This window comes from Janthinobacterium violaceinigrum (assembly GCF_009208555.1).
GTDB lineage: Bacteria > Pseudomonadota > Gammaproteobacteria > Burkholderiales > Burkholderiaceae_D > Janthinobacterium > Janthinobacterium violaceinigrum.
In genome coordinates this window covers 1-21,510 of sequence record NZ_WFLI01000034.1, presented here as the reverse complement: position 1 = coordinate 21,510, position 21,510 = coordinate 1, and the positions used below count along the sequence as shown (strand labels likewise).

18 protein-coding genes are annotated in these 21,510 nt (G+C 65.9%); 6 read left to right on the top strand and 12 right to left on the bottom strand.

Features of this window, described 5'->3' with window-relative positions; genetic code table 11:
- Nucleotides 1-160: 160 nt before the first annotated feature.
- The gene (locus GCN75_RS22730) at nucleotides 161-622 is read right to left on the bottom strand and encodes a MarR family winged helix-turn-helix transcriptional regulator (protein WP_152284417.1); all 462 of its coding nucleotides are present in this window, start codon (nucleotides 620-622) and stop codon (nucleotides 161-163) included.
- Between the two features lie 73 nt (nucleotides 623-695).
- The gene (locus tag GCN75_RS22725; RefSeq protein WP_152284416.1) at nucleotides 696-1,562 is read right to left on the bottom strand and encodes an aldo/keto reductase family oxidoreductase; all 867 of its coding nucleotides are present in this window, start codon (nucleotides 1,560-1,562) and stop codon (nucleotides 696-698) included.
- 131 nt (nucleotides 1,563-1,693) lie between these two features.
- On the opposite strand from GCN75_RS22725, the gene GCN75_RS22720 reads away from it, so the two are divergent.
- A complete protein-coding gene (locus GCN75_RS22720; RefSeq protein WP_152284415.1) occupies nucleotides 1,694-2,632 on the top strand; it encodes a LysR family transcriptional regulator in 939 nt (312 codons plus the stop codon).
- On the opposite strand, the gene GCN75_RS22715 is transcribed toward GCN75_RS22720, so the two are convergent.
- Both GCN75_RS22715 and GCN75_RS22710 read right to left on the bottom strand, forming a co-directional pair.
- Nucleotides 2,617-3,438 carry a sugar phosphate isomerase/epimerase family protein gene (locus GCN75_RS22715; protein WP_152284414.1) on the bottom strand — a complete coding sequence of 274 codons (822 nt, stop codon included), beginning with the start codon at nucleotides 3,436-3,438 and terminating at the stop codon, nucleotides 2,617-2,619. The two genes, GCN75_RS22720 and GCN75_RS22715, sit on opposite strands and share 16 nt — an antisense overlap.
- A complete protein-coding gene (locus GCN75_RS22710) occupies nucleotides 3,438-4,277 on the bottom strand; it encodes a phytanoyl-CoA dioxygenase family protein (protein ID WP_152284413.1) in 840 nt (279 codons plus the stop codon). The genes GCN75_RS22715 and GCN75_RS22710 overlap by 1 nt, the downstream gene beginning before the upstream one ends.
- A 109-nt stretch (nucleotides 4,278-4,386) precedes the next feature.
- Between GCN75_RS22710 and GCN75_RS22705 the strand changes: the two genes are divergently transcribed.
- The gene (locus GCN75_RS22705) at nucleotides 4,387-5,340 is read left to right on the top strand and encodes a LysR family transcriptional regulator (protein WP_226941521.1); all 954 of its coding nucleotides are present in this window, start codon (nucleotides 4,387-4,389) and stop codon (nucleotides 5,338-5,340) included.
- Nucleotides 5,341-5,365: 25 nt separating this feature from the next.
- Here the strand turns inward: GCN75_RS22705 and GCN75_RS22700 are convergent, their stop codons facing one another.
- Nucleotides 5,366-6,436: a M29 family metallopeptidase gene (locus GCN75_RS22700; protein WP_152284412.1), complete on the bottom strand. Its 1,071-nt coding sequence runs from the start codon at nucleotides 6,434-6,436 to the stop codon at nucleotides 5,366-5,368.
- A gap of 305 nt (nucleotides 6,437-6,741) precedes the next feature.
- Here GCN75_RS22700 and GCN75_RS22695 point away from each other — a divergent pair, with 305 nt between their 5' ends.
- Nucleotides 6,742-7,161, top strand: coding sequence for a hypothetical protein (locus GCN75_RS22695; RefSeq protein ID WP_152284411.1), 420 nt, complete (start codon nucleotides 6,742-6,744; stop codon nucleotides 7,159-7,161).
- Nucleotides 7,162-7,409: 248 nt separating this feature from the next.
- Here GCN75_RS22695 and GCN75_RS22690 read toward each other — a convergent pair whose 3' ends face one another.
- The gene (locus GCN75_RS22690) at nucleotides 7,410-8,912 is read right to left on the bottom strand and encodes a hypothetical protein (protein WP_152284410.1); all 1,503 of its coding nucleotides are present in this window, start codon (nucleotides 8,910-8,912) and stop codon (nucleotides 7,410-7,412) included.
- Nucleotides 8,909-9,784, bottom strand: a complete 876-nt coding sequence (locus GCN75_RS22685; RefSeq protein WP_152284409.1) for a hypothetical protein — start codon at nucleotides 9,782-9,784, stop codon at nucleotides 8,909-8,911. The genes GCN75_RS22690 and GCN75_RS22685 overlap by 4 nt, the downstream gene beginning before the upstream one ends.
- Before the next feature lie 168 nt (nucleotides 9,785-9,952).
- On the opposite strand from GCN75_RS22685, the gene GCN75_RS29305 reads away from it, so the two are divergent.
- A complete protein-coding gene (locus GCN75_RS29305) occupies nucleotides 9,953-10,888 on the top strand; it encodes a hypothetical protein (RefSeq protein ID WP_193317610.1) in 936 nt (311 codons plus the stop codon).
- A gap of 66 nt (nucleotides 10,889-10,954) precedes the next feature.
- Here the strand turns inward: GCN75_RS29305 and acpA are convergent, their stop codons facing one another.
- A complete protein-coding gene (gene acpA / locus GCN75_RS22675) occupies nucleotides 10,955-13,075 on the bottom strand; it encodes an acid phosphatase (protein WP_152284408.1) in 2,121 nt (706 codons plus the stop codon).
- Nucleotides 13,076-13,250: 175 nt separating this feature from the next.
- Here acpA and GCN75_RS22670 point away from each other — a divergent pair, with 175 nt between their 5' ends.
- Entirely contained in the window at nucleotides 13,251-14,522 is a 1,272-nt protein-coding gene (locus GCN75_RS22670; RefSeq protein ID WP_152284407.1) for a cytochrome-c peroxidase, read from the top strand.
- A 150-nt stretch (nucleotides 14,523-14,672) separates the two neighbouring features.
- Nucleotides 14,673-15,002 (top strand): hypothetical protein, encoded by a 330-nt coding sequence (locus tag GCN75_RS22665; RefSeq protein ID WP_152284406.1) that lies wholly within the window; start codon nucleotides 14,673-14,675, stop codon nucleotides 15,000-15,002.
- Nucleotides 15,003-15,059: 57 nt separating this feature from the next.
- Here GCN75_RS22665 and GCN75_RS22660 read toward each other — a convergent pair whose 3' ends face one another.
- The 4 genes from GCN75_RS22660 to GCN75_RS29300 form a co-directional block, all read right to left on the bottom strand.
- Complete coding sequence (locus tag GCN75_RS22660; RefSeq protein WP_319633305.1) at nucleotides 15,060-17,093, bottom strand: sensor domain-containing diguanylate cyclase; 2,034 nt, start codon at nucleotides 17,091-17,093, stop codon at nucleotides 15,060-15,062.
- A 210-nt stretch (nucleotides 17,094-17,303) separates the two neighbouring features.
- A complete protein-coding gene (locus GCN75_RS22655) occupies nucleotides 17,304-19,115 on the bottom strand; it encodes an ABC transporter ATP-binding protein (RefSeq protein ID WP_152284405.1) in 1,812 nt (603 codons plus the stop codon).
- Entirely contained in the window at nucleotides 19,105-20,856 is a 1,752-nt protein-coding gene (locus tag GCN75_RS22650; RefSeq protein ID WP_152284404.1) for an ABC transporter ATP-binding protein, read from the bottom strand. The genes GCN75_RS22655 and GCN75_RS22650 overlap by 11 nt, the downstream gene beginning before the upstream one ends.
- Before the next feature lie 186 nt (nucleotides 20,857-21,042).
- Nucleotides 21,043-21,510: hypothetical protein (locus GCN75_RS29300; protein WP_405002834.1), on the bottom strand; the 468-nt coding region annotated here is incomplete at its 5' end.

The following is a 21,510-nucleotide window of genomic DNA, read 5'->3' as shown; positions in this document are numbered from 1 at the left end:
CCCTGATGTTGTTGTAAGGAAATAGTGGCAACTATTCTATACGCAGGGTGGGGCCATCCTTGTATCGATTTGTAATAAAGAAAGGCGGATTTCGCGCCAGCATTTGCCATGCGCAGCCGAAGCACGTGTCTGCCTGATTTTGCTCGGAAAAGCGGGGCGTTTACTCACTTTTCATCAGACTGTCGCGCAACTGGTTCAGTTGTTGTTTCATGTCCACAACTTGTTCCACGCTGCAGTGGCTGGCCGTCAGGATGGCCTCGGGCAGCAGGGCCGCTTCGTGGCGCAGCTGGTCGCCATGTTCTGTCAGGGAAATGATGACCTGGCGTTCGTCGCTGGCCGCGCGCGTGCGCGTCAGCAGGCCCGATTGCTCCATGCGCTTGAGCAGGGGCGTCAGGGTGGCCGAGTCGAGAAACAGGCGCTCGCCCACTTCCGACACGGTCAGGCCGTCGCGTTCCCACAGCACCATCATCACCAGGTATTGCGAATAGGTCAGGCCCAGCTTGCGCAGCAGCTTGCGGTACAGCTTGTTCATGGCGAGCGAAGTCGAGTACAGCGCAAAGCACAGCTGGCTGTCCAGGCGCGGCACCTGGTGCAGCGGGTTGGGGGCGGTGGTGATATCCATGGGCACAGTATATATAGCGCGCTACTTAGTTGCAAGCTACCCCGCCACCCCGTTACTCGGCTGCCTGGTGGCATCACAGGGTATTCAATGCCGCCAGCGCCTGCGCGTCGAGCCTGAGCGCGCCGGCCGCGATGTTTTCGCGCAGGTGCGCCACCGACGAGGTGCCGGGAATGACCAGCATATTCGGCGCGCGCTGCAGCAGCCAGGCCAGCGCCACCTGCATCGGCGTGGCCTGCATGGCGGCCGCCACCTGGTTCAGGGTATCGGACTGCAGCGGCGAAAAGCCGCCCAGGGGGAAGAACGGCACATAGGCGATGCCTTGCGCGGCCAGCGTGTCGATCAGCGCATCTTCCGCGCGGTGCGCCAGATTGTAGTGGTTCTGCACGCAGACGATGGGGCTGATCCGCTGCGCCTCGGCCACCTGGCCGGCATCGACATTGGACAGGCCGATATGGCGCACCAGGCCTGCCCGCTGCAGCTGCACCAGCACGGACAGCGGCTCGGCAAGCGACGAGCCGTCCGGGCCGGCGATGCCCGGTGCGCGCAGGTTGACGACGTCGAGCACGTCCAGGCCCAGGTTGCGCAGGTTGTCGTGCACGGCGTCGCGCAGCTGTTGCGGCGACGCGGCCGGCAGCCAGGACTGGTCGGCGCCGCGCACGAAGCCGATCTTGGTGACGATGGTCAAGCCGCTGCGGTACGGGTGCAGCGCTTCGCGGATGATCTGGTTGGTGATATGCGGGCCGTAAAAGTCCGACGTGTCGATATGGTTGACGCCCAGTTCGACCGCTTCGCGCAGCACGGCGACGGCGGCGGCGCGGTCCTTCGGCGGACCCCAGACGTGCGGGCCGGCCAGCTGCATGGCGCCGTAGCCGGTGCGGTTGAACGCGATGTCGCAATGGGCGGGCGTGAATGGGGCGAGGGCGGGGGAAGAGGTGTGCATGGAAGCTCCGGTGTGATGGTCGAGGACAGGAGCAGCCATCGTAACGGCGATTGCGCTGTATGATAATCGGGTCAATCCGGCACAGGCTGTACTCAATTGCGTACAGTGAATTACGCACAGTGAGAATCCCCATGCATGCAGACAGTCCTTCCATGGCCGATCTGGCCGCCTTTGCCCAGGTGGCCCGCCACCAGGGGTTTCGCCAGGCCGCGCGCGCCAGCGGCCAGTCCGCGTCGGCGCTGAGCGAGGCGCTGCGCCGGCTGGAGCAGCAACTGGGCATCCGCCTGCTGGAGCGCACGACGCGCAGCGTCACGCCGACAGCCGCCGGCGCATTGCTGCTGACGCGCCTGGGTCCCGCGCTCGATGAAGTGAGCAGCGCGCTCGACGTGCTGAACGACTTGCGCGACAGCCCGCGCGGCACCTTGCGCCTGAACGTGCCCGTCATCGCGGCGCGCTTCTTCTTGCAGCCCATGGTCGACCAGTTCCTGCGCGCCTATCCGCAGATCCGGGTCGAGCTGGTGGTCGATAATAATTTTGTCGATGTCGTCGCCAGTGGCTGCGACGCGGGCATTCGCTATGGCGAGCGGCTGGAGCAGGACATGATCGCCATCCCGATCGGCCCCCGCACGCAGCGCTTCGCGGTGGCGGGTGCAGCGTCCTACCTGGCGCAGCGCGGCGTGCCCATGCATCCGCGCGACCTGCTGCAGCACGCCTGCCTGCTGGGGAAATTCCTCAGCGGCGCGATTCCACCGTGGGAGTTCGAGCGCGACGGGCAAAAAGTGAGCGTGGAGCCGGATGGCCCATTGATCGTCACGCCGACGGCGGCCGACCTCGCGGTCAGCATGGCCGTCGCCGGCCATGGACTGGTGTATCTGTTTGAAGAGTGGCTGCAGCCGTATATCGATGCGGGCCAGCTGCAGCCGGTGCTGGAAGACTGGGCGATGCCCTTTCCCGGCCCGTTTTTATACTATGCGGGCCGGCGCCATCTGCCAGCGCCGCTGCGCGCCTTCATCGATTTCGTACAGGCCAATTTTGCGCCGCTTCCGCAGCTTTCTCACTCCGCGGAATAGCGCTGGCGCAGCAGCTGCAGCATGGCGACGTTCTGTTCCCAGGCGTCGGCCACCGGCTGCTGCGTCCAGGGCAGCGTTTGCAAATACGGCGCGGGGCCGAATTCGGGCGTGAACGTCATGCGCTCGGCGCCGGCTGCGCGGCGCAGCGCGACGATGGCATCCCACCACGCCAGGTGGGCGTCGAGCGCCGTTTTCGCTTCCGGCGCGCGGAAGTCGGCCACCTGCGGCCCCTGCGCATGGCCCACGCGCGCATGCACGTGGCGCACCAGCGGCAGCACTTGCGCCAGGGTCTGCGGCTGGTCTTCCAGCAGGGATTCGCAGGCGCAGCACCAGTGCGACAGGTCGGCCGTCAATGGCAACGCGGGATACTGCGCCAGGTAGGGCAGCAGCAGCATCGGATGGCCGGAAAAGCGGCTGCGGTGGATTTCATGCACGATGGGCACGCCGTGCTTTTCCGAGATGGCGGCGGCCAGGTCGAGCAGCTGCGCGTTTTGCGCCGGCGTATAGAAATCCTTGCCCGTGTGCGTGTTGACCAGCACGGGGCGCGCCAAACAGGCGTTCTCCAGCAGTTCGGCCAGAGCCACGCGGTGCAGCTCGAAATCGCTGTGGAACACGGTTTCCCACTGCGCGGCGATCAGCTGCAGTCCCGCACTGGCGATGCGGTCCGTCCATTCCCCGCGCAGGGCTGCGTCCAGCGGCAGCGACATTTCGATGCCGTCGAAGCCGGCCGCCAGTACCTTGTCGATGAAGACCTCGGGCGCCAGCTCGTTATTGCCCCAGTGGGCGGCGTAGACCTCGATGCGCATCAGACAAAGCCCCGCACGGGGAACGCCGCGTCGCGCTGTATCCAGTTGTGGGCCGCGTACTCGGTCTGGCCGTCGGTCGCGTGCAAAGTATAAGCGTGGCGCGAGACGGGCGAGCGGTTCGGCGCGCTGTAATGGGGCAGCAAGCCATGGAAGCAGACGAGGGCGCCGGCCTTGACTTCCAACGGCACGGCCGTGCTGTCGTCGGGCCAGGGCGTGGTGTCGAGTTTTTCCACGCGCACCTGATCGCCGTTGCGGATGAAGCGCTCGCGCAGGGGGCTGCGGTGGCCGCCCGGTTCCGCCCACAGGCAGCCGTTGTCCAGGGTCGCGTCTTCCAGCGCGAACCAGAAGGTGGTCACGCTGATGGGCGTGGTCTCGAAGTACGTGGCGTCCTGATGCCAGCGCACTTCGCCGCCGATGCCGGGCTGCTTGAAGATGTACATCGATTGCCACACCTGCGCGTCCGCCAGGCCCAGGTCGCGCGCCACTTCGGCCAGTTTCGGGTCGCTGGAAAAGCTGCGGAAGACGGGGTCCAGGTCATGCATGGCGTGGCCGATCTTGTTGATCGACAGGGACTTGGCCTGCTTCAGCTGGCCGTCCGCGCCGAACGCTTCTTCCTCGAAGAAGCAGCGGATGGTGTTGTCGGACGCGAGAAAATAATCGTCGGTGTTCTTTGCCTGGTCGCGCGTGGTGAAAATGGATTGACTCTGGCTGGGGTCGAATTCGTTGACAATCTGCTCGGCGCGCGCGCGCAGGGCGGCGATTTCATCCGCCCCCTTGAAGCCGGGCAGGATGATGTAGCCGTCGCGTTGGTATTGTTCTTGTTGTTCGATCGTTAGCATGGCGGCGGCTCCGGAGGTCAATGGAAAGCGCCATTGTAGGATGGGCGGTGGCCGCAAACAATCGCCCAGCGGTTGACAGATTGTCGTCAAAACGAAGACAATCTTTGACATGGATCAATTAAAAGCGATGGAAATCTTTGTCGAAGTGGCGCGCCAGCGCAGCTTTACCGTGGCCGGGCAGCGCCTGGGCCTGACGCGTGCCATGGTCAGCAAGACCATCATGCAACTGGAAGAGCGCCTCGATGCGCGCCTGCTGCACCGCTCCACGCGCGAAGTGAGCCTGACGGACGCGGGCCGCGCCTATCTGGCGCCGTGCATGGCCACCGTCAGCCAGGCGCAGGAAGCGGCGCGCATGGTGGCGCACGTGGCGCAGGCGGGAGCCGGTTTGGCCGGGCCGCTGCGCATCCAGGCGCCATCGAGTTTCGGCAGCGCGTGGCTGGCCGATGCCGTCGCCCGTTTCAGCCTGCTGCACCCGCAGGTGCAGGCCGAACTGTTTGTCGACGATGCCCTGCTCGACCCCATACGCCACGGTTTTGACCTGACCATCCGCGTGGGCGGCATCCCGGACAGCAGCGCGCTGGCCATGCGCCCGCTGGCGCCGTGCCGCGCCGTGCTGTGCGCCAGCCCCGCCTACCTGGCGCAATGGGGCGTGCCGCAGGCGCCGCAGGATTTGTTGAAGCATCAATGCCTGCACTTCAGCCACCTGACCGATGGCACGAACTGGCATTTCCAGAAGGGAGTCGGGGAGCGGCGCGAGGAGGTCAGCGTGCGCGTGCAGGCGGGTTTTACTGCGAACAATGGCCTGGTGCTGCACCAGGCGGCGCAGCGGGGATTGGGCATCGTCTACAGCACCACGTTCCTGGCCTGGCGCAATCTGCTCGATGGCAGCCTGGTGCCCGTGCTGTCCGATTGGGAACTGCCCCTGAATCATTTGAGCGCCCTGTATCCGGCCAGCCGCCAGCCATCGCCCAAGGTGCGCGCGCTGATCGATTTCCTGGTGGCCGAATACCAGCCCGTGCCGCCGTGGGACCGTGAACTGGCAGCGGCCGGGTTTTTCAGCTGAAGGTCAGCCAAGGTTCAATTGAGGCTCAGTTGAGCGCGACGGGTTCCACCGTCCACGCGCCATCGGCATACACGCGCTCGTCGTCCAGGTACACGGCTTCGGTGACGGCGAAGATGTCGACGTGGTAGCGCGCATCCTTGCGCTTGAACTGGGGTTTTGTATAGACGCCGTGCTTGGCGCCCAGCGACAGATGGATGCCGCACATGCGTTCGTACGTGCCGATGTCGTTGACCAGCTGCTCGCGCGAAAAGGCGCGGTTCATGCCGAAGCCCAGTTCGCGCACCCACACTTCGCCTTCGTGGGCGCGGATGATTTCCAGCATGGCGGTAAATTCCGGCGTGGCGTTTTCCGTGCCCGTCACTCTGCCTTTTTCGATGATCAGGGTGATCGGCGTGTCGGGGCGGTTGACCATGAAATGCGTATCGCCAAAGACGAAGATGCGTACGCGCCCGTTCACCGCTTCCAGGTCCTGCGCTTCCGTAAACACTTCGCCCAGCGGGAACTGGCCGCCGATATTGTTCATGCCGCGGTAGTCGCCGATATTGAGCTTGGCCGATTCGAACGGCGAAGCGAAGACCAGCTGTTCGCCGCCGCTGTCGACCATGCCGTGGCGGGCGCTGTCGATGCGCGCCTTCAGTGCATGGCCCACGCCGCGGTAGTAGGCGGGGTCGTAGGCCAGCGAGGCGATGTAGTGCAGTCCCTGCACGCCGGGCATGCGCGACAGGTGCACGTGCTCGATCACTTTCAGGCCCCGCTTGAACAGCTCGATGCGGATGCGGAACGCTTCCAGGCGGAAGCTGGTGGACTGGATCAGCACGACGAGGCTGCCGGCCGGCAGTTCGGCAAACGCGGCCAGCACGGTATCCGGCGTGACCTCGTCGAAATCGATGAAGGTGGCGTCCGGCAAGGCCTGGCGGTACGCTTCCGTCAGCACGACATTGAGCCAGCTGCGTTTGTCGCAGACGATCAGGGCCGGTTCGTCCGGGCCGTGACAGATGGCCATGGCCAGCAGGTCGGCCACGTTTTGCGCGGCCACTTCGGTGGCAGCGGCGCTGATGGCGTCGAGCCGGCTGGTGTCATTCTCGGGAAGCGTCATGGTGCGGAGGTGTCTGGCGTGAAGGAATCGCAGCATTATAAGGCGATTGCCACCGGGCACACCATTCCCCATCCGGCGGAGGACACGGGGCTGCCGCGCCCTCGATTATCTTGTGTAGTGCTTTACGGCAATGTATTATTTGATAAATGGTATGACAGCGGGTATGGCAGCGCGCCTGGAAGCGGCCAGCCGCAGCGGCCAAGGCACGCATGTGCACGGTACGCTTTCAGTGATGCAGGGACAACAAGCCAACAGGCGATGATGAAGAGTGTGATGTGATGAGCATAATCGGACAAGATATTCCCATGGAACGGCCTGATGCGGATGGACGCGCGGCCGTGTTCGTTCCCGTCTCGGGCGTCAAGGAAGATGTCTTGTTGACTATACGCAAGGGAGCGGCCATCGTCGGCTTTGCCAACCACGACCGCACCATTACCGTGTATTTTGAAAGCAACCGCTTTGACGACCCCGTGCTGGCCAAGTGGGAGCACAAGGCGCGCAAGGCTTACGACCGCCTGGTCGACAATGCGCCCACCGTGTCGAAGCTGACCACCAGTCCCGCCAATTTCGAGCAGATCGGCTACATCAACGGCAAGGGCATCACCATCCGCCGCATGGAAAGCCTGCAGCGCTGGCTCGCGTATTCGGATGCGATGGCTTCGTGTCCGGAAAACGACATCATCCCCCGCACGGTGATTGCCAAGGTTGATGCTGTCAAGGTCTAAGAGCGGCCGATAAAACGCCCAGGGCGTTGTTGCCTGCCCCTCGCCGTACTAAAGTACTGTCTTCGGGGTGGCGCCTAGCCCTGAGCATTTTCTCGACCGCTCCTGGCGTGCAGGCGACGCCAACAATATTGTCGGATTAGGCGTTGCGTTGCCCTGCCAATTCGGCCTGTGCCTGCATCCTGGGGCAGTCGCTATACTATCGGAATACGTTCCATCGGGACGCATTTCCCTCGGAGTCTGATCCCCGATCACACCACGACGATATTTGCCTGCGCCTTGAGCGGGCAGGGCAGGCTGTCGTCGAAGGTGATTTCGATGGCACTGGCGACGAACATGCCGCCGATGTGCTGGGCGGCGATTTCCGGCGGCGTGCCAGGCTTGGTCAGGTTGACGTCTTGCGCGAAGACGAAGACTCTCCAGGTGCCGAAGACCTTTTGCCCATATTGCAGCAGGGTCCGGTAAGCCCGCTTCAAGTCCAGGCTGCCTGCGTACACGCCATCGTTGGCGCCCGGGTCGAAGCCCAGGCCGTCGTCGGTCAGCGATTCCACGAAATACAGGCCCTGCGGCGCCTGGAACAGCACAAACGCATACAGCTCCGTGCCGCGGAAGACCACGCCATTGTCGCGCTTGAAGCTGGCGCGTATCCACAGCGGTTCGTAGGCTTGCACGACGGCGGGCGTATCCGTTTCCACGGGACCGGCCACATGGATGTTGACCTGCGTTTCGTTCACCGCATGCTGGTAGGTGGCGCCCGTGGTGTAACGCTCGTATTGCCAGCTGATGTCGGCCGTGTAGGGCAGGCCCGCATTCGGCGCTTCGGGCAAGACCCACTGCGCCACTACGCGTTCGGCCAGGGTCAGTTCCCCTGCGGCGGGCGGTGTGGCTTCCTGGCCACGCCAGAACGGGTCTGCGATATCGGAGCAGGCGACGGCGATGGCGCCCAAGGCGATGGCCGACGCCACACCCGCCACCGTGAACTCGGGCTGGCCCGAGCCGGCCCCTTCCAGCGAGCAGCAGTTCACGTCGGGTTCCGTTTCCTCGAAGCTGCCGCCCACGCTGAAGCTGGCCTTGCCGGAACCGAGCGCGGCGGAAATGATGGCCACCAGCGCGGCGATGATGGCGATGATGATGGCGAGTATCTTCCACCACGGGTCGGAAAACGGCAGTTCGCCATGCGCGCCCGCATAGGCGGGATTCGGCGTCCAGACGAGCGTCATGCCGGTCGGCACGATGGGCCCCAGGCCCGGCGGGCAGCGGCAGTCTTTATCATTGCCGCCCGTGCTGCCCCAGCGCTTGCCGGGCAGGTGGCCCTGCGGCTTGGACAGTTCCAGGGTGCCTTCCTCGACCGTGCAGGTGTAGGTATCGGTGGCGCTGTCAAAGCGCGTCTGCGAGACGAAGATTTGCTGGATCGAGCGGCGCGGCGTGTAGCCATCCGCCTTGGCGACAAAGCTGACCAGGCGCTTGCCGGGCGCCGCATGCTGGAAGTCGGCATCCCACGTCACCAGCATGGCCGCGCCGGCGGGAATGCTGGCAAAGAAAAAGGTGCGCGCCACGGGCACGATGCCGGGGTCGCCCACGCTTTCCAGGTACACGGTGACATTGCTCAATGCGCTGCTGGACATGTTGGTGACGTGGGCGGCGATGCGCAAGCCATAGATGGCATTGTCGAAGATGCCATCGGGCAGCATGATATTGGTGACGGGCTCGATTGCGAACGGCCGCGTCAGCACCTGCATGGGGGTGTCGCTCATGATGCCTGCTCCTCGGGGCTGTGCGCCGCTTGCGCTTGGTCTTTCTCCAGATTAATGACGATATACGTGATGCCGCCCATGACCTTGCCTTCCTGCGTCTCGAGTACGCGCAGCAGCGCATATTGGCGTGGCGGCAAGGCCTCGGCGCGCACGCTCAGGTACGCGGCCTGTGCCTGGCCCCGCGGCACGTCGAGCGCCAGCTTTTGCTCGCCGGGCGCGTCGCCATTGCAGTGCGGCGTGCGCGCCAGCCCCGTTATCAGCCGCGCCTCCTTGGCCGGCTGCCATCGGTCCAGGCCCAGAGTGGCCAGCAGGCGGGCAGGCAGTTCGCCGCCCTGTTCGATGAGCAATTCCACCTTCCTGGCTGCGCGGGGCAGGGCCGCCACCGCGATGGCCAGCAGCTGCGCGCGCCGCGCCGCCAGCACCACGGTGACATTGCGCTGGGCGATCTGTTCGTGCAGGGTGGGCTGGAAGGGAAAGCCGTTGGGCAAGGGATCGGGCAGCGGATTGATGTCGCCGGCGCCGTGCGCCACGGCCAGCAGGCATTCGTGGCCGCCATTGACGATGACGGGCACCCAGGGCACCAGGCACAGCACTTCCTGCGTGGCGCCGGGCGGCAGGTCGGCAAACGCGGAACCGATCTGCGTGGCGGCGCCGACGGCGATCTGGCCGGATGGGTCGGCCCAGTAAAAGTCCACGCGTACGCCGTTCGAGGCGCTGTTGCCCGTGTTGTGGACGCGGCCCCACAGGTAATTGCCGGTGCCGGCAATGGGGGCGCCGGGCGGGCCATTCGGATCATTGCCCGGCACGACCCAGATATCGGCGCTGTCCCACCACCAGGGCTGGCCGTCTTCGATGATCAGGTGGGCTGGCATGGCGATCTCCTTGTCCTTGGCCGGTGCTTGTAGCTTAGGCCGGGGCAGCGAATGCTTTTTGATTGGTATCAAGGCCATGGAACACGGCGCGGGTGCGCCCTGGCTGTGTGCGCGTAAGGTAAGATTGCGGCAGAATGCAGTGGAATGACTCCAGGAAAAGGTTGGAATGTGCTTGAAACAGTGAATGACGTTTGCATCAACGCCGCTTGCGGCCGGACCCTGCTGCTGCGCGTGGCGCATTGCCCGTTTTGCGGCGCGCGCCAGGTGGCTGCCGCACCCGTGCTCGAGAAATTAGCGGCGGCGCCACCACCTCCACCGGTCCCGCGCATGCCGCCGCCGGTGCCCGTCGCCCCACCGATTCCTGCGCCTGCTCCCATTTCCGCGCCGCAGCCCGCGCCGGCTCCCGCACCCGCTCCGCCGCCCGTCCCGCCGCCTGCCGCGCCAGCCAAGGCGCCGCCCGCGAAACCGGCCGCCCGGGGTTCGGTGCCGCCGCCGCGCCCGCCCGTGCGCTTGCGCACCTGGATCGCGGCGGTGCTGGTACTGACGGGCATCTGGTTCTTTAACAAGCCCGCCGACAAGCCGGCCAGCGTGGCGGAACAGGTCGAGGCCGCCACGGCGCTGGCGGCGCAGTGCGACCTGGACGGGGCGCGCAGCGCGCTGGCCGTGCTGAAAAGCGCCAAGGCGCCCGCGGCGCAGATCAAGCGCTTGCAGGCAAGCATCACCAAGTCCGCCGCCGCCTGCGACAAGCAACAGCAGCGGGCGCAGGCGTGGACGGCGCTGCAGGACAGCGTCAGCCAGGCCCTCGATGGGGGCAAGCCGGATCTGGCCGCCGCGCGCCTGGCCGCGTACGTCAAGCGCTGGGGCGACGATCCCGATACCCTGGAACTCGACGCCAAGGTGAAAGTGGCGCAGGCCAGCGCCCAGCTCGATGCGGCCGACGCCTGCCTGACCAGGTCGGACCGGGTGTGCCTGGAAAGCAGCCTGCTCGCCGCCGAGCGTTACAAGCGCCCGGAACTGGCGGCGCGCACGCAGGCGCTGCGCGCGGCCTTGTCGCAATTGCTCGAGCATTCGCTGCTCGATGCGGCCCCGGGAGCGGGCCAATAACACCGGGATAAAAAAACGCCCGCCGCGGCCAGGCCGGGCGGGCGTCGCGTCTGCCGGCGGGCGCGATTACTCTTGCGGCACCAGGGCCAGCGCGGCGCTGAAGTCGCCCATCGGCTTGCCGCCGTTGGCCACCAGCGCCTTGTCGCGCGTGGTCAAGCCATCGAGCACGGGCAGCGCAAAGCGGTGCGTGATGGCGCGCAGGATCGAGGCCGAATCGTATTGCGTGTGGTCGACCAAGCCCTTCTTCACGTAGGGCGAGACGAGGATGGCCGGCACGCGCGTGCCCGGACCCCAGCGGTCGCCCTTCGGCGGCGCCGCGTGGTCGTAGAAGCCGCCGTTTTCATCGTAGGTGACGATGACCAGCATGTTCTTCCACTGCGGACTCTTTTTCAGCTGGGCGATGACGCTGGCGATGTGCGCGTCGCCATCGGCCACGCTGGCATAGCCCGCGTGCTGGTTCAGATTGCCCTGCGGCTTGTAGAAGGCCACGGGCGGCAGCTTGCCGGCGCTGGCATCGGCCAGGAACTGGCTGTCGAAGTCGCGCAAGTGGGCGGCGCGGTAGGCGGGCGCCTTTACCGGGTCCATGTTGGCAAAGTAATTGAACGGCTGGTGGTGGAACTGGAAGTTCGGCGGGCTGGGGAAGCTGCTGCCGCGCGCGCTGGCCGTGGCCAGGGCCGTCGTGTCCTTCCAGGCGCCCGCATACCAGGCCCAGTCGATGTTCTTGCCCGACAACAGGTCGCCGATATTCGTCTGCGTCTGCTGCGGCAGGGTGGTGGCCTTGCTGGTATCCGCATACAGCTTGCTGCTGTCGCCCGAGGCCGGGGCATTGCTGCTGGGCTGGAACGGCGGCTGCATGGTGTTCACGGCATAGAACATGCCCGTGCTGTCGGCCGGCGTCAGCGCGCCGTCGTTGGCATAGCCGGGCGCGCCGTTCAGCACCGTGGCAGGCGCCGTGGCGGACGGCGTCAGGCGCACGAAGTTACCGTTGGCATCGACGTCGATCTTGGCAATCGAGCCCTTGGCTACCGAGGTGTCGGCGTTCGGATAGGTGGGCGCGCAGGCGCAGATCAGGTACTGGTGCGTGAGGAAGGAGCCGCCAAACGCGCCGATGAACAGGTTGTCGGCCAGCGCATACTGCTTGGCGATGTCCCACAGCTGCATCTTGCTGCCGTCGTAATAGCCCATGGTCAGGCCGCCCGCGTCGGAATATGCCGCGAACTTGTCGTTGGCGCCGCCGTTGATCTGCATCTGGTTGTTATAGAAGCGGTGCACCAGGTCGCGCGTGATCACCGATTGCGGCATGTACAGGGGGCTGCTGACGTCGTCGATCTGGAACGGCTTGTTCGGCAGGTTGGCCGACTGCGCCTGCGTGATGACGGTGCTCTGGCCGGCCGCCGCCATGCCGCCCCAGGTGGGCGGCAGAACGGGCAGAGTGCTGCCGTCGATGTCCTTCTGCGCCACATAGGAAGAGGTCGAGGTGGGATTGACGCCCGGCACGCCGTTCGCGCCCGGGAACAGGCCGTACAGATTGTCGAAGCCGCGGTTTTCCGCGTAGATGACGACGATGGTCTGGATGTTGTTCAGCGCCAGGCTGCCATTCAGGGCGGCCAGGGCATCGGCGGGCGCCGCCTGGGCGCTGGCGCTGGCGATCAATGCCGTCACGCTGGCGTTTTCGGCCTTCAGTTTGGCCAGCTCGTCGCCGGCGGCCTTGTTGAAGTCGGACGCCAGGCCCGCTTCCGACACGCCCAGGCGCGCGGCCAGCTTGCTGCTGGCAGCCGCGAAGTCGCCGCCGTTGCTGTCCATGATCTGCGCCAGTTCCGTCGACAGGGCGCTGACGAACGCGCTGTGGCCGCTGGGGGCGCGCAGCAGCAGTTTTTGCGTGACCTTGCTGCCGGCGTCGCCGATGGCTTCGTGGCGGATGGCGTCCGTGCCGATGGTCACCAGCACGGCGCCCTGGCCGTCGAGCGTGTAGCTGCCGTCGGCGGCCGTGCGCACGGCGGCGGAGGCGCTGTCGCACGTCAGCTTGGTCGTGGCGCTCTCCAGGCACACCTGGGCGTTTTCATAGTAGCTGCCGATGACCTGGCCCTGGGTGCTGGGCGTGATCGCGTAGTCGCTGCCGCAGGCGGCCAGGCCCAGCGACAGTAACAACGGCAGGGGCCGTAACGAGGTTTTTGCGTGCAAGTTCATGTTCATGCCTTCTGGGTGGAAAACGTCGCATGCTAGGCAGGCAATATGTCAGCTGCGTGACATGTCAGCGCCTGTTACATGACGTAATGTACGGACTTGATACATTACTTTTTGCAGGGGCTTGTCACGCAGTTGTCACATACCGTTGCTACGCTGCCAGCCCATGAAGAAACCGATGCCCTCCCTGCTGCTCGCCACGCTCGGCGCGATCAGCGCCGCCTGCCTGCTGGCCGCCTGCCGTCCCGCGCCGCAGAAAGACGCGCCCGCCGCACCGGCCGCCTACCTGGCGGGCGCCTATGCGCCCACCCTGAAACACCAGCCTTCGGTGGCGGCAATGACGGCGATGGGGCGCGCCATGTTTTTCGAGCCCAGCCTGTCCGTGTCGGGCAAGCTGGCCTGCGCCAGCTGCCACAGTCCCGAACATGCGTACGGTCCGCCGAATGCGCTGGCCGTGCAGCTGGGCGGCCCGGAATTGAAGGATGCGGGCACGCGCGCCGCGCCGTCGCTGCGCTACATCCAGAACGCGCCGGCGTTCACCGAGCACTATCACGACGACGATGGCGATGACAGCGTCGACGCGGGCCCCACGGGCGGGCGCAACTGGGATGGCCGCGCCCAGTCCGGCCACGAACAGGCGCTGGCGCCCCTGCTGTCGCCGCGCGAGATGGGCAACCGCGACGGCGCCGCCGTGGTCGCCAAGCTGCGGGCCGGTCCCCTGGCGGCGCAGTTCCGCCAGACGTACGGCGACGATATCTTCGAGCAGCCGGACCAGGCCCTGCGCTGGGCGCTGATGTCGCTGGAAGTGTTCCAGGAAAGCCCTGCCGACTTCTATCCGTACACGAGCAAGTACGACGCCTTCCTGCGCAAGCAGGCCAGCTTGAGTCCGCAGGAAACGCGCGGCCTGGCCCTGTTCAACGATGAAAACAAGGGCAATTGCGCGTCCTGCCACATCAGCCGGATCAGCCCCGGCGGCGCCTTCCCCCAATTTACCGACTACGGCCTGATCAATATCGGCGTGCCGCGCAATGCCTCGCTGCCGGCGAATGGGGACCCTGCGTACTTCGACCTGGGACTGTGCGGCCCGGACCGCACCGACTTGACGGAGCACAAGGAATACTGCGGCAGTTTCAAGACGCCGTCCTTGCGCAACGTGGCCCTGCGCAAGGTGTTTTTCCACAACGGCAGCTTCGACAGCCTGGAGCAGGTGTTGCGCTTTTACGTGCAGCGCGATACGGCGCCGCAGAAATGGTATCCAAAGGATAAAAATGGCAAGGTGCGCAAATACAACGATATGCCGCCGGGAATGGAAGCAAACGTGAACGTGGAAGCGCCGTTCGACCGCCAGCCGGGCCAGGCGCCCGCCCTGAACGAGCGCGAGATCGCCGACGTGATCGCTTTCCTGCACACGTTGACGGATGGCTATCGGCCGGCCCCTGCCGCACATTGAACGAGACATTGAAAAGATATCAAGATACCATTGCTTACAAATGCGCCGTCAAAGCGTGTTTTTATGTGCGTTAGCGCACGCTGGAAAAATTTAGGCCGGTGTATATTGCGAACTGATCTGTGTCTTTTGATAACAATGAAAGGGAATATCATGAAAGTAAGCAAAAATTGGATGACCGTGTGCGCCGCCGGGATGATGGTTGTGGCACTGGCTGCCTGCCATAAGAAGGACGATGTCGCTGCCGGTCCAGCCGAGCAAGCGGGCCAGAAGATCGATGCGGCCGCCGCCAAGGCTGAAGCCGACATCAAGGCTGCCGCCACCAAGGCCGACGCTGCCGTGAGCCAGGCCGCTTCCGATACGGGCGCCAAGATGGACCAGGTCGCCGCTGACGCCGACAAGAAAATGAGCGAAGCGGCCGATGCCGTGGGCAAGAAAGTGGAAAAAGCGGGCGAAAAGATGCAGGACGCCGCGCACAAGTAATCATCGCACTGACCGCGCCAGGGCCGGTTGCTGCCGGTCCGGCCGCCGCAGCGGCCGTCAGCTGACGGCAGCTGCGGCCACGCCGCCGCTGGCGCCAGCCTGGCTGCCATGCGCCGCCGTCGCCGTACTTGTACTGTCAAGCCCGTCCGTTCCCCCCAGCACCACGCTCAAATCGACAAAGCCGTCGCGCCACGCGCGTTCCAGGTCTTGCTCCACCGCTTCCAGGGTCGTTCTTTCCACCTGCTGAAAACCACGCAAGCCATAGGCCCGGTTGCGCCCGTGCGCCTTGGCCAGGTACAGCGCCATGTCGATGAGGTTGACGCTGCGTTCCCACGTGAGCGGCCGTCCCAGCGGCGCCAGCGGATAGGGCGCAAATCCCACGGACACGTGCACCTTGATGGCCTGTCCCTGGTAGTGGACGTCCTGCGCGGCCATGCCGTTGAGGATGCGCCGCGCGATATCGTCGAGTCCGTCGCGCGCGACGGCAGGCAGGAAGGCGAGGAATTCCTCGCCGCCCCAGCGCACGATCATGTCCGTTTCGCGCAGCACGTCATGCAGGGTTTCGGCGATGGTGGTGAGCACCAGGTCGCCCGCCGCATGGCCGTAGCGGTCGTTGATGTGCTTGAAATGGTCGACATCGAGCAGGAACAGCGCGCCCACGACATCGGCGCCGCCGTAGGCCTGCTGGGGCTTGCCTGCGTGGCTGCGCATGAATTCCTGGAAGTGGCGGCGGTTGTACAGGGCCGTCAGCGGGTCGCGCGAGCTTTGGCGCTTGAGTTCCTGGTTCTTGACTTTCAGCTGCACGTTCGCATGGCGCACCTTGCGGTACAGCAAGCCGACGATGACGGACGCCATGGCCAGTACCAGCGCCAGCAGCCACCATACGCGCTGCTGCAGGCGGCGGTTGTCGATCTCCGTGCTCTTGAGCTGGTTTTCGCGGCTCAGCAGCTCGATCTGTCGCTGCTTCTTCTCCGCCTCATATTTTTCCTGCAATTCGTACACGGCCTTCTGCCGCTGCTTCTCGAACAGCTGGTTGGAAATGTCGCGCTCGCGGTGGTACGCGGTGACGGCGCCGCGCAGGTCGCCCGCCTTTTCCAGCGCCGTGCCGTATTCCAGCAGCACGGCCTGCATGTCCGGCTGGTTGGCCGTACGTTCGTAGTAGGCCAGGCCCGTGGCCACGCTTTGCTTGCCCTCCTGCAGGCGGCCCTGGCCGATCAGCGCCTGGCCGATGTTCAGGCGCGCCGTCGCTTCCACCTGCTCGTTGTTGACGAGGCGCCCCGCCGTGATGGCTTCATTCGCATAGCGCAGCGCGCGCGCGTAGTCGCCTTCCTTCAGGTAGCTGTCCGACAGGTTGACGAGGGTAACGGCCACCATGCCGCGGGCGTCCAGCTGGCGTTCCAGCGCCAGGGCCGCCAGCAGGGCGCGCTGGCCCCGCTGCGGCTGCTGCGCGTCGAGCGCCAGCCCGTATTCCGTATTCTTCGCCTGCGCCATGCGGCCCGGCGATGCCAGGGTGCTGGACACGGCCAGCAATTCATCGAGCACCTCGAAACCCTTGTCGTATTCGCGCATCTGCGTGTACAGCAAGGTAAGGGCATTCAGGGCCGCTGCCAGGCTGGTGGGGGAGCTGCTCTGGCGCGCCAGGTCGACGGCCGCCTGCAGCTTGGCCAGTGCAAACGGGAAATTGCCTTCCTCGGCCCACGACTGGCCCGCGCTGATGGTCGCCTGCACGCGCACGGGCAGGTCGTCCGTGCGGTTGGCGATGCGTTCCGCTTCAAAGGCCAGCAGGTGCGAGGCGCGGCGCTCGTTCAGGGCAAACGTGATGTAGGCCTTGCACAGCATGCCTTTCGCCAGCGCCACGTCGTTCTTGTTCAGGCGGGCGTAGGCGATCAGCTCCTCGGCCAGCTGCATGGCGAGGTCGTTCTGTCCCAGGCGCATGCGGACGGTGCTCAGCTGGGTAAGGAATTCCGCGCGCACGGGCAGGGGCGCGCTGCGCGCCTGCGTTTCCACCTCTTGCAGGCGCTGCAGGGCGCGCGCGGGCACGAAGCGGCCATCCTCGCGCACGGCGGCGATCTGCTGTTCAAGGTTGCCCACCTGGGCATGGATGGCAGGCGGCAGCAGGCAGGCCAGTACCAGCAGCCAATGCGCCTTTCGCCACGATGCCCGTCTCTGTCTGCCTGCCAACTTCCCGCCCCCGCAATGACCCACTGTCTGCAACTGATTATATTCTGTTGCAATCAAGAAATATCATGCGGGGCGCAGAAATTTGCGAAAGTGCACACTGCCGGCATTGACAGAACAATATTATTGCGCCAGCTGCTGCAGCAGATACAGGCGCTGGTACAGGCCGCCTTCGATCTGCATCAGCGCGTCGTGCGGCCCCGCTTCCGTGATGCGGCCGTGGTTGAGCACGATGATCCGGTCGGCTTCGCGGATGGTCGACAGGCGGTGGGCGATGGCGATGATGGTCACCTTGCCGCGCAATTCATTGAGGGCCAGCTGCACGATCTGCTCCGTCTGGCTATCGATGCGCGACGTCGCTTCGTCCAGCAGCAGGATGCGCGGCTGGCCGGCCAGCGCGCGGGCGATGGCGATCAGCTGCTTCTGCCCCGACGACAGGCGCGAGCCGCCTTCGCCCAGCGGCGTGTCGTAGCCGTGCTCCAGCGCGGCGATGAAGTCGTGCGCATGCGCGGCGCGCGCGGCCGCCTCGATCTGCGCCTGCGTGTAGCCGCGGCCCATGTCGATGTTTTCGCGCGCCGAGGCGGCCAGCAGGAAGGGGTCTTGCGGCACCAGGCCCACGTCGGCGCGGAAGCGCTCGTTGTCGATGCTGTCGAGGGCGACGCCGTTGATGGCGATGCTGCCCTGGGCGACGGGATAAAAGCGCAGCAGCAGGGACAGCAAGGTCGACTTGCCGCTGCCCGTGTGGCCGACGATGCCGAAGAACGCGCCCTGCGGGATGGTCAGCGACAGGTCGTGCAGCACGGGCTGGTTTTCCACGTAGGCAAAGGTCAGGTGCGCGATGTCCACGGCGGGCGTGCTGCCGTCGCTGGCGCCATGCCGGGTGCCGGAAGCGGCCTTGCCCGGCGCGTGTTCGAGCGCCTGCGCTTCGTCCAGCAGGGCCGAGACGCGGGCCGTGGCCACCACCGATTGCTGCAGCTGGCTGAACTGCATGGTGATCTGGATCAGCGGCTCGATCACGCGCGCGATGTAGCTGATGAACGCATACAGCACGCCCACTTCCACGGCGCCCATTTCGCGCCGGCCGAAGCTGAAGATGACGACGGCCAGCAGCACGATGTTGAGCATGTCGAGCGCGGGGCGCAGCAGCCAGGCGTTGGCGCGCAATTCCTGCATGCGCGCCGTATAGTGGTCCTGGTTGATGCCCGTGAAGCGCGCGCCGAAGCGCTTTTCCGCATTATTCGCCTGCAGCACGCTCATGCCGCCGATCGATTCGGCGATCTGCCCGTTGATTTCGCTGCGCAGGGCGCGCGCGCGCGTGACGGCCGGCGCGCTCCAGCGCTGGTACAGGAAGACGATGACCAGCACGGCCGGCAGCAGGGCCAGCACGATCAGCATCAGCCGCCAGTCGAGGAAGGCCATGGCGGCCATGGTGCCGACCAGCACGATGGAGCTGTCGAGGATGACGAACAGCACCTGCACGTACAGCGATTTCACCGCTTCCGTGTCGTTCGTGACGCGGCTGACCAGCTGGCCCGTGATGGCGCGGTCGAAGAAGGCCATGGGCAGGCGCAGCACGTGCTGGTAGACGGTTTCGCGCAGGCGCTGCACCGAGCGCATGGCCAGGCCGGACAGGCGCACCAGCTGCAGATAGCGCAGGCCGGAAGCGACCCAGCCCGTCAGCAGGCAGCCGCCCAGCAGCAGGGACATGCGCGTCCAGTCCAGGTTGCGCGGCAGCAGATGCTGGTCGATCAGGGCCTTGCCCAGGATTGGTCCCGTCACTTCCAGGGCGGCGGCGAGGATCAGCCAGAACGTGGCCCAGTACAGGTGGCGCAGGTCGGGCGCGGCGGCGCGGCGCAGCAGGCCGATCGCTTGCGCGGCCTGGCGGCGCACGGATTGCGTGGCGGTGGCGGCTTGTTCGTTCTTCTTAGATGGCATCGAGGCTGGCCTCCAGTTGTTGATAGCGCCACTGGCTGGCGTACCAGCCGTCGCGCTGCATCAGCGCGTCGTGGTTGCCCGTTTCCGTCACGTGGCCGTCGCGCAGCACCAGGATCAGGTCTGCGTTGACGACGGCGCTCAGGCGGTGGCTGGCGATGATGGCGCTGCGCTCGGGGCGCTTGCGGCGCAATTCTTCCAGGTGCTGCAGGATGCGCGTTTCCGTGCCCGTGTCGACGGCGGACAGCGCATCGTCGAGCAGCAGCAAGCCGTTGTCGGCCAGCAGGGCGCGGGCAATGGCCACGCGCTGGCGCTGGCCGCCGGACAGGGTGATGCCCTTTTCGCCCACGTGGGTCTGGTAGCCGTCGGGGAATTGCAGGATGTCCGCATGGATGTCGGCCAGCTGCGCCGCCCGTTCCACTTCCTCGCGCGTGGCGCCGGGACGGGCCAGCGCGATATTGTCGGCGATGGTGGCGGAGAACAGGAAGGACTCCTGCGGCACCCAGCTGATGGCCGCGCGCAGCGCGTGCAGGGTGTAGGCGTCGAGCGGCTGGCCATTCCACGTGGCCGTGCCCGATTGCGGCGTGACCTGGCGCAGCAGCACGCGCAGCAGGGTCGACTTGCCGCTGCCCGTGGGACCCACCAGGCCCAGGGTCTGGCCCGGCTGCAGGCGCAGCGAGATGCCGGACAGCGCGGGCGCCGTCTGGCCTGCGTAGGCAAAGCCGATGTCCTGCAATTGCAAGGGGCCGGGCGTGATGGTGTCGATGCTGCCATGGTCGTCGATGGCCAGGGGCGCGTCGAGCATCGGCTGCAGGCGCTGCCAGGCGGCGCGGCCCCGTTCGATCAGGGACAGCACCCAGCCGGCGGCGAACATGGGCCAGATCAGCTGGCCCAGGTACATGGAAAAGCTCGTCAGCGCGCCGATGGTCAGCTGGTCTTGCCACACGAGGTAGCCGCCCAGGCCCAGGGTCAGTGCCGTGGCGGCCGTCAGGGTCAGGCCGACGGCCGGTTCGTACGCCGCTTCCCAGCGCTGCGCCGTCAGGCTGGCATTGGCCGCGTGGCCGGCCAGGGTGGAAAACTGCTTGCTGCTGCGCTCTTCCAGGCCCAGCGCGCGCAGGGTGCGCACGCCCGACAGCGATTCCTGCACATGGTCGTTCAGCGCGGAAAAGCGTTTCAGCGAATCCGTCGACGCCGTGTGGATATGGCTGGAGATGCGCCAGAAGGCCAGTCCCATCAGGGGGAAGGGCAGGAGGGCGATGCAGGCCAGGCGCCAGTCCACGCCCAGCAGCATGATGCCCAGCACCATCAGCAGGGTCAGGGTGCCGTCGAAGCCGGCCAGCATGGCTTCGCCGGCGGCCATTTCGATGGCGTCGATGTCGTTCGTCGCCAGCGCCATCAGGTCGCCCGTGCGCTGGTTCTGGTAAAACGACGCGCCCTGCTGCGACATGCGCGTGTAGAAGCGCGTGCGCAGCATCACGCCCAGCTGGTAGGCGGCCTTGAACAGCGTGATGCGCCAGCCCACGCGCAGGAAGTAGATGACGACGCCCACGGCGAGCAGGGTCAGCAGCTCCAGCCATAGTTCGGCGGCCGTCATGCGGTGCGCGGCCAGCGCGTCGATGATGGCGCCCACGCGGCGCGGGATCCAGACGGTCAGTGTTGCCACGCCTGTCAGCATGACGGCAGCGGCGGCATACGCCGGCCAATGCTGACGCACGAAGCCGGCGATGAGCCTCGATAAACTCATGGTTACCTTTTGTTTTGAATAATGGGGTGTCGCGGGGCGGAAGGACGGGCACGCGGACGGAAAGTACGCGTAGGATACAACAAGGCGGAAAAGCGCGCTGTGGACGGGCACGCAAAAAACGGGCCGTAGCCCGTTGTTTTGCGCGATGCGGCGCCGCTGCCTGGAACTGCAGGCCTGACTGCCGGCTTACTTGCGGCTGCTGCCTTTGCCGCCGCCCAGCATGTCGAGCTGCTTCGATGGTGCGCCCTTGGGCGCTGGCTTGGCTGCTGGCTTCACGGCAACCTTGGCCACGGTCTTGCCGGCGGCGCTGGCCGGCTTGGCAGCTGGTTTGCTCGCAGGAAATGACTTGGCCGGTGCGGGAGCGGCCGCTTTTGCCGGCGCGGCGGCGGGTGCCGGTGCGGGCTTGGCTGCTTCCCCCTTGGCTGCCGGCTTGGCTTCGGCCGCTTTCACGGCGGGCTTGTCGGCCACGGCCTTGCTGGCCACGGCTTTCTCGGCTACCTTGTCGGCGACCTTCTCGGCCGCCTTGACGGGGGCGGCTGCCGGCTTGGCTGCCGGTGCGGCGGCTGGGACGGGCGCTGCCTTGGCCATTTCGGCTGTTGCGGCCGGCTTGGCGGCAGGCGCAGGCGCTGCGGCTACGGGCGCCGGTGCGGGCGC